The organism is Hymenobacter defluvii (genome assembly GCF_017589435.1).
Classification (GTDB): domain Bacteria; phylum Bacteroidota; class Bacteroidia; order Cytophagales; family Hymenobacteraceae; genus Hymenobacter; species Hymenobacter profundi.
The window spans coordinates 291,165-304,776 of sequence record NZ_JAGETX010000006.1 but is presented as its reverse complement, the minus strand read 5'-3'; the positions used below and the strand labels follow the sequence as shown (position 1 = coordinate 304,776).

Genomic DNA, 13,612 nt, shown 5'->3' with positions numbered 1-13,612 from the left:
GCTGATGGCTGATAGCTGTTAGCTTATTTATTCTATACAGAAGGCTAATAGCTAACAGCTATTAGCTATCAGCTAAACTCATGCGGCTCCTCGATAAATACATCATCCAGAAATTCCTCACGGCGTTCGTGTTCACGGTGCTATTGCTGGTGAGCGTGATTTGCGTGGTGGATTTCACGGAGAAGAACGACAAGTTTATTCAGCATAATCTGCCTGCCAAGCAGATTATGTTGGAATATTACGTCAATCTGTTTCCCTATTTCGCCAACCTGCTGTCGCCCATCACGGTGTTTATTGCGGTGGTGTTTGTGACAGCACGGCTGGCCGAGCGCACTGAGATTGTGGCCATGCTGGCCAGCGGTATGAGCTTCAACCGGCTATTGCTACCCTACCTGGTGGGTGGAGCTATTATTGGCGGTGCTACGTTTGGGCTGATTGGTTGGGTGATTCCGGTGGCCAACAAAACCCGCGTCAATTTTGAGCGGCTGTACGTGAAGCGCCCGTATCACTTTAGTGCCCGCAACGTGCACATGAAGGTAGGCGAGCGGAGCTACGCCTATATGGAGAGCTACGACAACACCAGCAACATCGGCTACCATTTTGCCCTAGAAACCATTGATGGCACCAAGCTACGTCGCCGCCTCACGGCTGATGCTATCAGCTGGGACTCTACCAAGCACGTGTGGCACCTCTCGCCGCAGCTGGTGCGCACCATCGATGGGCAGCAGGAAAACTTGCTCACCATCCCCGCCCGCGATACCACGCTCAACCTCTACCCCAAGGACTTCGCCAGCAAATACCGCCTGGCCGAAACCATGACGCTGCCCGAGCTGAACGAGTTTATTCAGCAGAAGATAGACCGCGGCGCCGACGACACGCAGCAGTACCTCAGCGAGAAATATGAGCGGTATTCCTACCCCTTCGCCATCGTTATTCTCACGGCTATCGGCGTGATTCTGAGCTCGCGCAAGTCGCGGGCCGGGGTAGGTGGGCAAATTGCGTTGGGCTTCGTGCTAGCTTTCTTGTTTATCATTTTCGTGATTCTGGGCCGCAACCTGGCCAGCGTGGGCGACATGCACCCCATGCTAGCCGCTTGGATGCCTAGTATCGTTTTCTCCTGCATCGGCGCCGGCCTCTACCGGTTTGTACCGCGCTAACGAGCGACTGAGTGGATGAGTGAATAAGTAATTGTTCTCACTGCCACATTTCACACACTTAAAACAATCACTCAGTCACTCACCCACTTTTATGTTAAAAGATTACCTGCGGCTGCATTTTATTGTGTTGCTCTGGGGCTTCACGGCCATTTTGGGCAAACTGATTTCGTTGCCGCCGGTGGAGTTGGTATTCTGGCGCACGTTGCTGGCCAGCATAGGGCTGCTGGGGTTGCTGCTGATGCGCCGGCAGTCGTGGCGGATAGGTGCGGCCGACACGGCGCGGCTGATGGGGGTAGGCGCGCTGGTAGCGGCGCACTGGATTACCTTTTTCCTGGCGGCGCGGCTGTCGTCGGTGAGCGTGTGTCTGGCGGGCCTGGCTACCCTGGCCCTGTGGACATCGTTGCTGGAACCCCTTATTCTGTGGCGGCCGGTGCGTTTTTACGAGGTAGGGCTGGGGCTGCTCACGATGGTGGGGCTTTATATTGTGTCGCAGGCTGAGCTGAACCAGTTATTGGGGCTGAGCGTGGCCATTGTGTCGGCGGGGCTGTCGGCGCTGTTTAGCGTGCTCAATTCCAAATTCGTGAAGCGGCATACGCCTACCCAACTCACCTTTTATGAGATGACCGGGGCCTGCCTGAGCATCTTATTATTCCTACCCTTCTACAGCCTCTATTTCACCAACGGCGCGGGCTTACACTTGTCTATGCACGGCAACGATTGGTGGCTATTGCTAGTGCTGGCGGGCGTGTGCACGGTATATGCTTTCTCAGCCTCCGTGGAACTGATGAAGCGCATTTCGGCCTTCGTAGTCAACCTCACCATCAATCTGGAGCCCGTGTACGGCATTTTGCTGGCCGTGTATTTTTTCCATGAGAAGATGTCGGCCGGTTTCTACGTGGGCACGGCCATCATCCTGTTCAGCGTCCTAATTCATCCGGTGCTGGACCAGTGGAACAAGCGCCGTCAGCGCCAGCCCGCCGCGGCTGAGGTGCTGGTGTAGAGGCGCCTTGCAGGCACCCATCGTTGTTCCTGGTAGTTTCCTACCGATTGAGATTACCGCTGCACGCGAGATTTCTCACTCCGTTCGAAATGACCGGTTATCAGCGAGAAATAAGCACCAGCGTCAGCAACGACGGGCGCCTGCAAGGCGCCCCTACAGCCGGCCGTGCCACGTGGTGTACTCTGTGGGCCACTTCAACGCGGGGGCTTCTTCCCTACCCGCAAACAACCCATACACCGCCGAGCCTGAGCCCGACAAGCTGGCGTAGGTAGCGCCCGCATCATACAGTTGCTGCTTGATGCTGCCCAGCACTGGGTACACTGGCGTGAGGGCATCCTCAAAATCATTGCTGATGGTATGGCGCCACGTTTCCATAGGTTGCGAAAGCGCCTCGCGCAAGTCGTGACGGGGCGTAGCGGGCACCACGCGGGCGTAAGCTTCGGCAGTGCTGATGTGCAGGTTAGGGTAGACCACTACGCAGGGCGTACCGGTCAGATTGAGGTCGATGGGCTGAAACACGTCGCCTTTCTCGTGAGCAAAAACGGGTTTGTTTTCGATGAAAAAGGCGCAATCAGAGCCCAGGCGCCGGGCGTAGCCAACAAGCGTTTCGGTGGAAAGCTGTAGGCTGAACAGGTCATTCAGGGCCCGCAACGCAAACGCCGCGTCGGCCGAGCCGCCGCCTAGCCCGGCCCCAATGGGTACCACTTTGTGCAGGTGCAATTGCGTGGGCGGCAAGTCGAAATCGGCTTTCAGCAGCTCATAGGCACGCAGGCAGAGGTTGGTGGCCGGGTCGCCGGGAATGGGCAAGCCAGTGAGCGTAAGTGTGGTTTCTGGGGCGGGCAGAGCTTCTAGGGCATCGGTCCAGGGCAAGGGTAGAAACACCGATTCAAGGTTGCGGAAGCCGTCGGGTCGCTGGCCGGTAACGTAGAGGCCAAGGTTGAGCTTGGCATTGGGAAAAACAAGCATGTGGGGGCGCCTTGCAGGCGCCCGGTGCCAGGGCGCCCGTTGGTAGATAAACGGCTACACCACCGGCGCAGCCCGCGGCGAAGCTACGGCTTCTCCGTCACAGAAACCGTATTTTTGCGGCACGCATGGCCCACCTCCCTACCCCAGCTTCTTGGTATAGCCGCCGCGGCAAGCGCCTGCTGGATGTTTTGCTGGCAGCGCCGCTGGTGGTGCTTACGGCCCCGCTGCTGCTCGGCACCGCTGCACTGCTGGCTGTACAAAATCAGGGGCGCGTGTTATTCCGGCAGCAGCGCCCCGGCTTCGATGGGCAGCTGTTCACGCTGTACAAGCTACAAACCATGACTGAGGCCCGCGACGCCTACGGCCACCTCCTACCCGATGCCGAGCGCCTACCCCGCCTTGGCCGCTGGGTGCGCGCCACCTCCCTCGACGAATTGCCGCAACTCTGGAACGTGCTGCGCGGCGACCTGAGCCTGGTAGGCCCGCGCCCCTTGCTGATGCAATACCTGCCACTGTACTCGCCCGAGCAGGCGCGGCGTCACCACGTACGGCCGGGCATCACGGGCTGGGCACAGGTAAACGGCCGCAACGCCATTAGTTGGGAAGAAAAATTCCGGTATGATGTGTGGTACGTGGACCACCTAAGCTTAGGGCTGGATCTGCAAATTCTGCTACAAACGGTTAAGCGGGTGCTCGGTGCGCAGGGCATCACCGCCGCTGGCCAGGCCACTACCACTGCTTTCACTGGCTCGCCCCCACCAACTACTTTATGAGCGAAATTCTTACGCCGTCCCCGCTATTTCCCCTGGTCATTTTCGGCGCGGGCGGTTTGGGCCGCGAGGTGCTAGTATTGGTGCGCCAGCTCAACGAGGCACGGCCCGCCTGGGACTTACGCGGCTTCTACGACGACCAGCCGCCCGCCACCCCTACCCTGTACGACCTACCCTACCTCGGCACCACCGCCGACCTTAACGCTACCCCTGAGCCCCTAGCCGTGGCCGTGGCCGTGGGCAGTAGCCGCAGCCGAGCCGCCATCGTGGCCCGGCTCACCTCGCCCCTTCTGTCGTTTCCTACCCTCATTCACCCTAGCGTAGCCTGCCAGTCCTACCAGCGTCTGCGCTTTGGGGCGGGCTGCATCATCACCCACGGCTGCATTCTAACAACGGATATTCAGTTAGGAAACTACGTGCTGCTCAACTTGGGCTGCACGGTAGGCCACGATGCCGTGCTGGAAGATTTTTGCTCCTTGATGCCCCACGCCAACGTGGGTGGCGAAGCGCACCTGGGCGCGGGAGTGTATCTAGGTACCAATGCCACGGTGCTCAACCAAGTGACGGTAGGGGCACACACGACTCTGGGCGCAGGCGCCGTAGCCGTCCGCGACCTGCCGGCCCACTGCACGGCCGTGGGCGTGCCGGCCGCTGTTATAAAACAACATAAGGCCGTATAAATTGCGACATCACGGCGTTTTAGCCGTTCCTGCGTACCTTCCCCGCCTTGCTATCACCTTCCGCTTTTCATGCGCAGCCAGGATTACGACCGAATTTACCTTTCGCCCCCACACCTGGGCCGCCACGAGCTGAATTATCTGCATAAGGCTATTGAAGACAACTGGGTAGCCCCTGTTGGTCCTAACCTCACGGGCTTTGAGCAGGACATTTGTCAATACACTGGCGCGGCGCACGCGGTGGCGCTTACCTCGGGCACAGCCGCTATCCACCTGGGTTTGCAACTGTTAGGGGTAGGTCCGGGCGACGAAGTGCTGTGCCCGTCGTTCACCTTCGTGGCCACGGCCAACCCCATTCTATACCTAGGTGCCACACCGGTGTTTGTGGATAGTGAGCCTACCACCTGGAACATTGACCCTACCCTACTGCGCACGGCCATCGAAGACCGGTTGCGCCTAGGCCGCAAGCCCAAAGCACTCATCCTAGTGCACCTCTATGGCATGCCCGCTCAGCTTACGGAGGTGCTAGCTATAGCCACCGAATATGCTATTCCAGTGCTGGAAGACGCCGCCGAAGCCCTTGGCTCACGCTACCAGGGTAGGCTGTTGGGCACGTTTGGCGACGTGGGTCTTTTCTCGTTTAATGGCAATAAGATTCTGACTACCAGCGGGGGCGGCGTGCTGGTGACCAACAACGCCGACCACGCCCGCCGGGCGCTGCACTTGGCCACTCAAGCCAAAGACCCTGCGGCCCACTACCAGCATTCGGAGGTTGGTTACAACTACCGCCTCAGCAACCTGTTGGCCGGCATCGGACGCGGGCAGATGGAGCTAATCGAAGACCGCGTAAAGAAGCGCCGCGAAATTTTTGCTTGGTACCAAGACAAGCTGCGTGAGCTGCTGGGCCTGAGCTTCGCGCCCACCGAGCCCGCGGGCGGCCGCAGCAACCGCTGGCTCACTACCGTGCTTCTCGACCCGGCTACCGCTCCGGTCACGCCCGAGCAGTTGCGCCAACACCTCGAAACGCGTAATATCGAGAGCCGACCGCTCTGGAAGCCGCTGCACCTGCAACCACTTTTTGCCGGAGCACCCATGTACGGCGGCACCGTCTGCGCCAATTTGTTTGCCCGCGGCTTGTGCCTACCCTCCGGCTCCTCTCTAACGGATGAGGATCTGGTCCGCGTGGTAGAGGCCGTGCGCGAAGTTTTGCCCGCCCCTTCTTAGGCCTTTATCGGCAGTTGAAAGGAAATCTGGCTGGCTTCGCCGGGCGAATTACCTATTTTGCGCTTTCTGTCGATTTATCCTCTGACCTTCATGGCTGACGAAGCCCCCATTCCCCAGGCCTCCCCCGTACCGGCGCCACCCGTTGCCCTGCCCGTCGCCCCTACCCTCACCCCGCAAGCCAGACTACGCAACTTCGCTTTGGTAGTGTTGGGCATTCTTTCGGCGGGTATGGGGCTTAAAGGCTTTCTGTTATCCAGCCATCTCATCGATGGGGGTGTAACAGGCATTTCCATGCTCTTGTCCAACGTGACGGGCATACCGCTGGCGGGCTTGCTGCCGCTTATCAACCTGCCCTTTCTGATTTTGGGCTACCGCCAGGTAGGGCTGCAATTTGCCATCAAAAGCGCAGCGGCTATTGCGGGTTTGGCAATATGCCTGGCTGTGGTCCACTTCCCCGACGTCACCCACGATGTACTCCTAACTTCCGTGTTTGGTGGCGTGTTCATCGGCGCGGGCATCGGCCTGGCCATGCGCGGCGGCGCCGTTCTCGACGGCACCGAAATAGCGGCCCTACTCATCAGCAAATACACGCCCCTGCTCAAGGTCAGCGACGTTATTCTGATTCTGAACATCTTTATCTTCAGCGTGGCCGCCTTCGTGCTTAGTGTCGATGTGGCCTTATATTCTATTCTGACCTACGTAGCGGCCTCCAACTCCCTCGACTTTTTGCTTAACGGTATTGAGCAGTACACGGGCGTTACCATTATTTCCGCTGAGTTCAGCGAGCAGATTCGACAAGCCATTACGGAGAAGCTTGGCCGGGGTGTCACCATGTACCAGGGCAAGCGTGGCTTCGGCAAGCGCGGCGCTCAGAACATCGATATGGATATCGTTTTCACCGTTGTCACGCGTTTAGAAATTCCGCAGCTCCGCGCTGAAGTTCGCAGCATCGACCCGAAAGCCTTTGTCATTCAGTATCGAATTGATGACACGGAAGGCGGTATGGTGAAGAAAAGACCACTACATTAAATACCGTAAGAATAAAATGAAAGCCCCCGCAATGGCATGTTGCGGGGGCTTTCATTTTATAAAAAACTGTATTATCTATCCTGATTGTGTAGAATACTGCCCTGATAAGGTACATAAAGTTCACTAGGCAGTATATAACGCACAAAAGCCTAAGTACTCAGTATAAAACCCTACCCGCCAGATAGTGCTTGCTGTAGATCAGCCAGCAGTTCATCTACCGGCTCGATACCCACGGATAGCCGTACCAGCCCGGTTGTGATGCCTAGTTCTGTGCGTTGCTCCGGCGTCAAGGCGCGGTGCGAGGTGCCAGCGGGGTAGGAAAGCGACGAATCTACCCCAGCCAACGAAGGCGCAAACGGAAACCGCTGGCTCCGCTGCATTATCCGGTTCACTACCTCATCTTCATCAGCCAGCAAAAACGACAGCATCCCGCCAAACAAACCCTGGCCCTGTGCCGCCGCCAATTGGTGCTGCGGGTGGGTAGGCAACCCCGGATAATACACGGCCCGCACGCTGGGCTGCTGCGCCAGCATATCGGCAATCTGGGCAGCATTGCGCGAGTGTGCCTCTACGCGCAAGCGCAATGTTTTCAACCCCCGCACGGCCAGCCAGCTTTCCATCGGGCTCAGCGTGAGCCCAAACGTCACGCCGATTTGCTTGAGGCGCGCCGCATCTTCCTCGGTGCGCGCTACTACGGCACCAGCCGTCACGTCGGAGTGGCCGGCCAGGTATTTCGTGACGCTGTGCACGGCCAAGTCGGCGCCGAGGGTCAGCACTTGCGTGAGCACAGGGGTAGCAAACGTATTATCGACTACCAGTTTTAACCCATGCGCGTGGCAAGCGGCGGCGGCGGCCTGCACGTCTACCACCCGCAACAAGGGGTTGCTGATGGTTTCGCAGAGCAGCAGTTTGGTGCGCGGTTGCAGATAGGGCTGCAAATCGCCCATCAGATCGGCAAACGGCACATACGTAACGCTGATGCCCAAGCGGCTCAGTTCCTGGTTCAGCAGCGACGACGAGCCCCCGTAGATATCCTGGGCGCACAGCACATGGTCGCCGGCCTGACAGTAGCACAGCATGGCCGCAAAGATGGCCGCCATGCCCGAGCCCGTAGCTACGGCGCCCGCGCCGGTTTCCAGCTTGTTTACGGCATCGGCTAACTCGTCGGAATTGGGATTGCCGTTGCGCGAATACATATAACGGCTCCCCGGCTCCCCGAAATACAGCTCCAACTCGTTTAGGTCTTCAAACTTGAAAACGGAAGTCTGGTAAATCGGGGTGATTTTGGGATGAATTTTCATCGGATACAGCAAAGCGTGGTTGGCGGCACAAGCTACAGCTTACGACACAAAAAAAAGGTCTTTCTCTACAGAGAAAGACCTTTTTTAGAAAAACCAGGAGCGTAAAAGCTATGCCTTAATCGACTCAGCCAACACAATTACGTTGTTGCGCAGCACTTCCACGACACCGCCATCGATGTTGAACGACTCGCGGCCGCTGGCGCCGTTGATCGTCACCGCACCGGTTTTCAGCGCCGAAATCAGTGGTGCGTGGTTGTTCAGCACTTCAAACAGCCCGTCGATGCCCGGAAACTGCACCGAGGTTACTTCGCCTTCAAACACCTTCCGGTCCGGCGTGATGATTTCTAAATGCATATTCTTTGAGCTATTAGCTGTTGGCTGTTGGCTGATGGCCAGACTACAGCCCGAAGACTAGCAGCCAATGGCCATCAGCTAACAGCTCAAAAGGAATTACTTCGCTTCGGCAATCAGTCGCTCGCCTTTGGCTACGGCATCTTCGATGTTGCCTACCAGGTTGAAAGCAGCCTCGGGCAGGTGGTCGTATTTGCCGTCGATGATTTCGTTGAAGCCTTTGATGGTGTCCTTAATATCAACCAACACACCTTTCAGACCGGTGAACTGCTCAGCCACGAAGAAGGGCTGCGATAGGAAGCGCTGCACACGACGGGCACGCGTTACCACCTGCTTGTCTTCTTCCGACAGCTCGTCCATACCCAGGATAGCAATGATGTCTTGCAGTTCCTTGTAGCGCTGGAGCAGCTCTTTCACGCGCTGGGCGGTGTTGTAGTGCTCGTCGCCGAGGATGGTAGCGTCCAAGATGCGCGAGGTAGAGTCCAGTGGGTCCACAGCAGGGTAGATGCCCAGCTCGGCAATCTTACGCGACAATACCGTGGTAGCGTCCAAGTGAGCAAAGGTGTTGGCCGGAGCCGGGTCCGTCAAGTCATCGGCAGGTACATATACGGCCTGTACCGACGTAATGGAACCACGCTTGGTGGAGGTGATACGCTCCTGCATGGCACCCATTTCGGTAGCCAGGGTAGGCTGGTAGCCTACGGCCGAAGGCATACGACCCAGCAGAGCCGATACTTCCGAACCCGCCTGCGTGAAGCGGAAGATGTTGTCGATGAAAAACAGGATGTCACGACCAGCGCCAGTGCCGTCGCCGTCGCGGAAGCTCTCGGCAATGGTCAGACCCGACAGGGCCACGCGGGCACGGGCTCCAGGAGGCTCGTTCATTTGGCCGAACACGAGGGTAGCCTGCGACTTTTCCATCTCCGCCATATCTACTTTGGAGAGGTCCCAGCCGCCTTCTTCCATCGAGTGCTTGAACTCCTCACCGTAGCGAATGATGTTGGCCTCAATGAATTCACGCAACAAGTCGTTGCCTTCGCGGGTACGCTCACCCACACCGGCAAACACCGACAGACCCGAGTAGGCCTTGGCCACGTTGTTGATCAGCTCCTGAATCAGTACGGTTTTGCCTACCCCGGCACCGCCGAACAAACCAATCTTGCCACCCTTTACATAAGGAGCAAGCAGGTCAATTACTTTGATACCAGTGAAGAATACCTCCGACGACGTAGCCAGGTCCTCGAACGCGGGAGCGTGGCGGTGAATAGAGAGGCCACCCGTGCTCTGCGGCTGCGGAATGCCGTCGATGGCCTGGCCGATTACGTTAAACAAGCGGCCTTTCACGCCGTCACCGGTGGGCATGGAAATAGGAGCGCCCAGGTCGCGCACTTCTGCGCCGCGGGTCAGGCCCTCCGTCGAGTCCATGGCAATGGTACGTACCCGGTCTTCCCCCAAGTGCTGCTGGCACTCCAGTACCACAACTTGGCCATTATCCTTCGTTACTTCGAGGGCATCCAAGATATTAGGCAGCTTAGCGCCTTCACCCGCGAAGCTCACGTCCACAACGGGACCAATGACTTGGGTGATTTTACCGATATTCGCCATGCGGTTCTTATTATATGTAGGGGGGTGCAACGTTTTCAGGCCGCAAAACTACGGCAAAATCGTTGCTTTGCCAAGTCTACTTGTATAGAGAGCCTGAGAAATTTTCAGCTTTTTACTGGAAACGTCACACTCTGAAAATCAAGGTTTCAGCACCCATTACCGGCAAAAAAAGGGTATTTGAAACGAGTTGGTCGAAAAAAATATTTGCCCGAAAGTTTGCCTTGAATTCTAACAGTAGTACATTTGCACACCCAAACGGCACACCCCGTTGGGAATTACAAATTGTCCGATGGTGTAACTGGCAACACGCTTGATTTTGATTCAAGAAAGTCCAGGTTCGAGCCCTGGTCGGACAACTGCTCAACTACCGCGAAAGGCGCTGCATCTTCCTCTTCAGGAAGGCAGCGCCTTTCGCTTTTTCTGGTTTTTCCGGGGCGTTGGCTTTATTCGGGCCAGCGCTTGGCGCTTTCTGCTCGCTGGCCGTTCTTTGTCGTCTTCTCCAATACACCTACCTCTTTCTCATGGCACAACAGGTTAAAATCTTTACGGGCAACGCATCGCACGAACTCGGTGAGCAGATAGCGGCCGCCTACGGTATTCCGCTGGGCGACCTTAGCATCCAGCGCTTCGCCGATGCGGAACTGGGGCCGAGCTTCAACGAAAGCGTGCGCGGCTGCGCGGTTTTCCTGATTCAGAGCACCAACCCACCCGCCGAGAACCTAATGGAGCTGGCCCTGATGGTAGACGCCGCCAAGCGCGCTTCGGCTTACAAGGTGAACGTGGTGATGCCCTACATGGGCTATGCTCGCCAGGACCGCAAAGACAAACCGCGCGTAAGCATTGGGGCCAAAGTGGTGGCCAACATCATACAAAGCGTAGGCGCCGACCGTCTCATGACCTGCGACCTGCACGCGGGCCAGATTCAGGGTTTCTTCGATATTCCGGTAGACCACCTTGACGGTGCTGCCGTGACGGTACCCTACATCAAGTCAATGAACCTGGACAACCTGCTCTTCGCTTCCCCCGACGTGGGTGGGGTAGTACGCACGCGGGCCTACGCCAAGCGCTTTGGTGCCGAGATTGTGGTGTGCGACAAGATGCGTCTGCGGGCCAATGAAATTGCCTCCATGCAGGTAATCGGCGACGTGGCCGGCCACAACGTGGTTTTGGTAGACGACATCGTGGATACGGCCGGTACTATTTGCAAAGCCGCCGAGCTGCTGATGGAGCGCGGCGCCAAATCGGTACGCGCCGTGATTACCCACCCCCTACTCAGCGGCCCCGCCCACGACCGAATCCGCAACTCGGCCCTGGAAGAGTTGATTATCACGGACACCATTCCGCTGCGCGAAGAGAACAGCAAAATCAAGGTCGTGTCGGTGGCGGGGCTGTTTGCCCAGGCCATCCACAATGTCGTTAGTCACGAGTCGATTAGCTCGCTGTTTATTTAGAATTTTCTGTCATCCTGAACGCAGTGAAGGACCTTATGCTGCCAGAACGACTCGTTGTTACGAACATCGTTCTGGCGGCATAAGGTCCTTCACTGCGTTCAGGATGACAGATGTTTATTACATCTTCTCCTTACCTGTCGGCAACACTTCCACATCCAGAAAACTGTCGCCGTACACCGTGTGCGTGGCTTTCACGTAGTCGCTGGCGTCGGCTTTGTAGGGATTAGCGACAAACTTCTGCGGGTTGCGGGCGATGAACGGGAACCACGTGCTCTGCACCTGCACCATGATGCGGTGGCCCTTTTTAAAGGTATGCAGCACGTCCTGCAACCGGAAATCCACCTCCGTTTTTTGATTCGCTACCATCGGCTCGGGCTTCTCGAAGCTGTTGCGGAAGCGGGCCGGCATCACCTCTGAGCGCACCATCTGCCAGTAGTTGCTGAGCATGATGTTCTTGTTGGGCATATAGTCGTTGTTGGCTTCATCGGCCGGGTACACGTCGATGAGCTTCACTACCCAGTCGGCGTCGGTGCTGGTGGTCGCCACTTGCAGTTTGGCCATGATTTCGCCGCCCAAGGTCACGTCTTCGGTCAATACGTCAGTCTGGAATACCACCACATCGGGGCGACGGCCGGCGAAGCGCTGGTCTTCGCTCATGTAGTTGTGCGGCGTGAAGCCCATCGTGGTTGTCAGGTCCTCGGTGTAGGGCACGGGCTTCAGCGGGTCGCTGAGGAAGGTAGTGGTGCCGGGCGTGGCGGCAGGTTGTTGGCTAATTTTGCCATCGGCGGCCAGGTAGAGCTTTTGGTGGGTAGCATTGGCGGCGGGCCACTTGGCGAATGTTTCCCATTGCTTTTTGCCCGTGTCAAACATATAGGCTTCGGGTAGGCCAGAGTTCTTGCTGCCATCTTCTTTCAGGAAGTGGCGGAAGAATTTGGCCTCGATGTTCTTTTGGTAAAACGTAGCGATGCTGTCGCCGAAATACACGTTGCTGTGCATGGTGTGGCCGGTTTCGCGGCTCCAGCGCCCGTGCCCAAATGGCCCCATCACGATGGTGTTGTAGGCGTTGGGGTTCTTTTTTTCGATAGTCTTATAGATGGTGAGTGGCCCGCGCAAATCCTCGGCGTCGAACCAGCCGCCCACGGTCATTACGGCCGGTTTGATGCCGGACTTGTAGTGCTCAGGTAGGCCGCGCTTCTTCCAGAACTCGTCGTAGTTGGGGTGGTTGATGGTTTCCTGCCAGAAGAAGTTGTTGGCGTAGTACTGGTCGGCGTTTTTCAGCGGACCCAGGTCCAGCAGAAATTGGTAACCGTCTTTGGTGTTCGGCTTGATGGTTTGGGCGCCGTACCAGGCCCGGCTAGTGGTATCCTGCTTCTGCACCCCAAACACCGGGAAGGTGAAGATGTACGATTCCAGAAACGCGCCGTTGTGGTGAAAATCGTCGAAGAAGAAATCCGAAACGGGTGCCTGTGGCGAGGACGCTTTCAGCGCCGGATGGTCTGACAGGATGCCGGCCGCCGTGTAGAAACCGGGGTAGGAAATGCCCCACTGCCCTACCCTACCGTTGTTGTTGGCCGCTTTCTTGGTCAGCCACTCAATGGTATCATAGGTATCAGAACCTTCATCGACGTCCTTTTTGCCCTTCTTGTTGTCGATAACAGGCGTCATGTTGGTCCAGGTGCCTTCGCTCTTGTATCGCCCGCGCACATCCTGATACACAAAGATGTAGCCCTCCTTCATCATCGTTTCCGATGGACCTAAGCGCGCCGGGTATTTGCCTTCGCCGTAGGGCGCGATGCTATAGCAGGTACGCTGCATCATCATGGGGTACTTGTGCTGCTTAGAGGCATCCTTGGGCGTGTAGATGGCCGTAAACAGCTTGGTACCATCGCGCATCGGGATGTACACTTCCTGCTTGGTATAGTGTGCTTTGGCGTAGCTATCGGCTTGCTGAGCCAGCGCCGGGGCGCCGCACCACACCAGCATGCTTAGCATAACTGCTTGTTTCATGGGAGAGGGAATAAAATGAGTGCCTCAAAGTACAGAATTGCCTGCGGAGGCTGCTGCTAAAGTCTGCTGTTTTG

General features: G+C 57.2%; 12 protein-coding genes and 1 tRNA gene. 8 read left to right on the top strand and 5 right to left on the bottom strand.

Going from position 1 to position 13,612, the window contains the following annotated elements:
• The first annotated feature begins 80 nt into the window (after positions 1–80).
• Both J4D97_RS13195 and J4D97_RS13190 read left to right on the top strand, forming a co-directional pair.
• Positions 81–1,157 (top strand): LptF/LptG family permease, encoded by a 1,077-nt coding sequence (locus tag J4D97_RS13195; RefSeq protein WP_208307959.1) that lies wholly within the window; start codon positions 81–83, stop codon positions 1,155–1,157.
• Positions 1,158–1,248: 91 nt separating this feature from the next.
• The gene (locus tag J4D97_RS13190) at positions 1,249–2,157 is read left to right on the top strand and encodes a DMT family transporter (RefSeq protein ID WP_208307958.1); all 909 of its coding nucleotides are present in this window, start codon (positions 1,249–1,251) and stop codon (positions 2,155–2,157) included.
• Positions 2,158–2,310: 153 nt separating this feature from the next.
• On the opposite strand, the gene ispE is transcribed toward J4D97_RS13190, so the two are convergent.
• Entirely contained in the window at positions 2,311–3,123 is an 813-nt protein-coding gene (gene ispE, locus J4D97_RS13185) for a 4-(cytidine 5'-diphospho)-2-C-methyl-D-erythritol kinase (protein WP_208307957.1), read from the bottom strand.
• A gap of 125 nt (positions 3,124–3,248) precedes the next feature.
• Between ispE and J4D97_RS13180 the strand changes: the two genes are divergently transcribed.
• The 4 genes from J4D97_RS13180 (at position 3,249) to J4D97_RS13165 (ending at position 6,823) form a co-directional block, all read left to right on the top strand.
• Positions 3,249–3,896 (top strand): sugar transferase, encoded by a 648-nt coding sequence (locus J4D97_RS13180; RefSeq protein WP_208307956.1) that lies wholly within the window; start codon positions 3,249–3,251, stop codon positions 3,894–3,896.
• Positions 3,893–4,573 carry an acetyltransferase gene (locus tag J4D97_RS13175; RefSeq protein ID WP_208307955.1) on the top strand — a complete coding sequence of 227 codons (681 nt, stop codon included), beginning with the start codon at positions 3,893–3,895 and terminating at the stop codon, positions 4,571–4,573. The genes J4D97_RS13180 and J4D97_RS13175 overlap by 4 nt, the downstream gene beginning before the upstream one ends.
• 69 nt (positions 4,574–4,642) lie before the next feature.
• Positions 4,643–5,794: a DegT/DnrJ/EryC1/StrS family aminotransferase gene (locus J4D97_RS13170; RefSeq protein ID WP_208307954.1), complete on the top strand. Its 1,152-nt coding sequence runs from the start codon at positions 4,643–4,645 to the stop codon at positions 5,792–5,794.
• Positions 5,795–5,884: 90 nt separating this feature from the next.
• Positions 5,885–6,823: a YitT family protein gene (locus J4D97_RS13165; RefSeq protein WP_185282652.1), complete on the top strand. Its 939-nt coding sequence runs from the start codon at positions 5,885–5,887 to the stop codon at positions 6,821–6,823.
• 170 nt (positions 6,824–6,993) lie between these two features.
• Here J4D97_RS13165 and J4D97_RS13160 read toward each other — a convergent pair whose 3' ends face one another.
• The 3 genes from J4D97_RS13160 to atpD form a co-directional block, all read right to left on the bottom strand.
• Positions 6,994–8,124 (bottom strand): trans-sulfuration enzyme family protein, encoded by a 1,131-nt coding sequence (locus J4D97_RS13160; protein WP_208307953.1) that lies wholly within the window; start codon positions 8,122–8,124, stop codon positions 6,994–6,996.
• A 108-nt stretch (positions 8,125–8,232) separates the two neighbouring features.
• Positions 8,233–8,478 carry an ATP synthase F1 subunit epsilon gene (gene atpC / locus J4D97_RS13155; protein ID WP_208307952.1) on the bottom strand — a complete coding sequence of 82 codons (246 nt, stop codon included), beginning with the start codon at positions 8,476–8,478 and terminating at the stop codon, positions 8,233–8,235.
• Positions 8,479–8,574: 96 nt separating this feature from the next.
• Positions 8,575–10,080: a F0F1 ATP synthase subunit beta gene (atpD, locus tag J4D97_RS13150; RefSeq protein ID WP_185282649.1), complete on the bottom strand. Its 1,506-nt coding sequence runs from the start codon at positions 10,078–10,080 to the stop codon at positions 8,575–8,577.
• Between the two features lie 283 nt (positions 10,081–10,363).
• On the opposite strand from atpD, the gene J4D97_RS13145 reads away from it, so the two are divergent.
• Both J4D97_RS13145 and J4D97_RS13140 read left to right on the top strand, forming a co-directional pair.
• A tRNA-Gln gene (locus J4D97_RS13145) sits at positions 10,364–10,436 on the top strand.
• Positions 10,437–10,601: 165 nt separating this feature from the next.
• The gene (locus tag J4D97_RS13140; protein ID WP_185282648.1) at positions 10,602–11,531 is read left to right on the top strand and encodes a ribose-phosphate pyrophosphokinase; all 930 of its coding nucleotides are present in this window, start codon (positions 10,602–10,604) and stop codon (positions 11,529–11,531) included.
• 117 nt (positions 11,532–11,648) lie between these two features.
• Here J4D97_RS13140 and J4D97_RS13135 read toward each other — a convergent pair whose 3' ends face one another.
• Positions 11,649–13,538, bottom strand: coding sequence for a CocE/NonD family hydrolase (locus J4D97_RS13135; RefSeq protein WP_208307951.1), 1,890 nt, complete (start codon positions 13,536–13,538; stop codon positions 11,649–11,651).
• Positions 13,539–13,612: the final 74 nt, after the last annotated feature.

Coding starts and splice junctions, on each gene's coding strand:
- J4D97_RS13140 (WP_185282648.1), top strand. CDS start 10,602: ATGGCACAACAGGTTAAAATCTTTACGGGCAACGCATCGCACGAACTC.
- atpC (WP_208307952.1), bottom strand. CDS start 8,478: ATGCATTTAGAAATCATCACGCCGGACCGGAAGGTGTTTGAAGGCGAA.
- J4D97_RS13135 (WP_208307951.1), bottom strand. CDS start 13,538: ATGAAACAAGCAGTTATGCTAAGCATGCTGGTGTGGTGCGGCGCCCCG.
- J4D97_RS13165 (WP_185282652.1), top strand. CDS start 5,885: ATGGCTGACGAAGCCCCCATTCCCCAGGCCTCCCCCGTACCGGCGCCA.
- J4D97_RS13180 (WP_208307956.1), top strand. CDS start 3,249: ATGGCCCACCTCCCTACCCCAGCTTCTTGGTATAGCCGCCGCGGCAAG.
- J4D97_RS13175 (WP_208307955.1), top strand. CDS start 3,893: ATGAGCGAAATTCTTACGCCGTCCCCGCTATTTCCCCTGGTCATTTTC.
- J4D97_RS13170 (WP_208307954.1), top strand. CDS start 4,643: ATGCGCAGCCAGGATTACGACCGAATTTACCTTTCGCCCCCACACCTG.
- J4D97_RS13195 (WP_208307959.1), top strand. CDS start 81: ATGCGGCTCCTCGATAAATACATCATCCAGAAATTCCTCACGGCGTTC.
- atpD (WP_185282649.1), bottom strand. CDS start 10,080: ATGGCGAATATCGGTAAAATCACCCAAGTCATTGGTCCCGTTGTGGAC.
- ispE (WP_208307957.1), bottom strand. CDS start 3,123: ATGCTTGTTTTTCCCAATGCCAAGCTCAACCTTGGCCTCTACGTTACC.
- J4D97_RS13190 (WP_208307958.1), top strand. CDS start 1,249: ATGTTAAAAGATTACCTGCGGCTGCATTTTATTGTGTTGCTCTGGGGC.
- J4D97_RS13160 (WP_208307953.1), bottom strand. CDS start 8,124: ATGAAAATTCATCCCAAAATCACCCCGATTTACCAGACTTCCGTTTTC.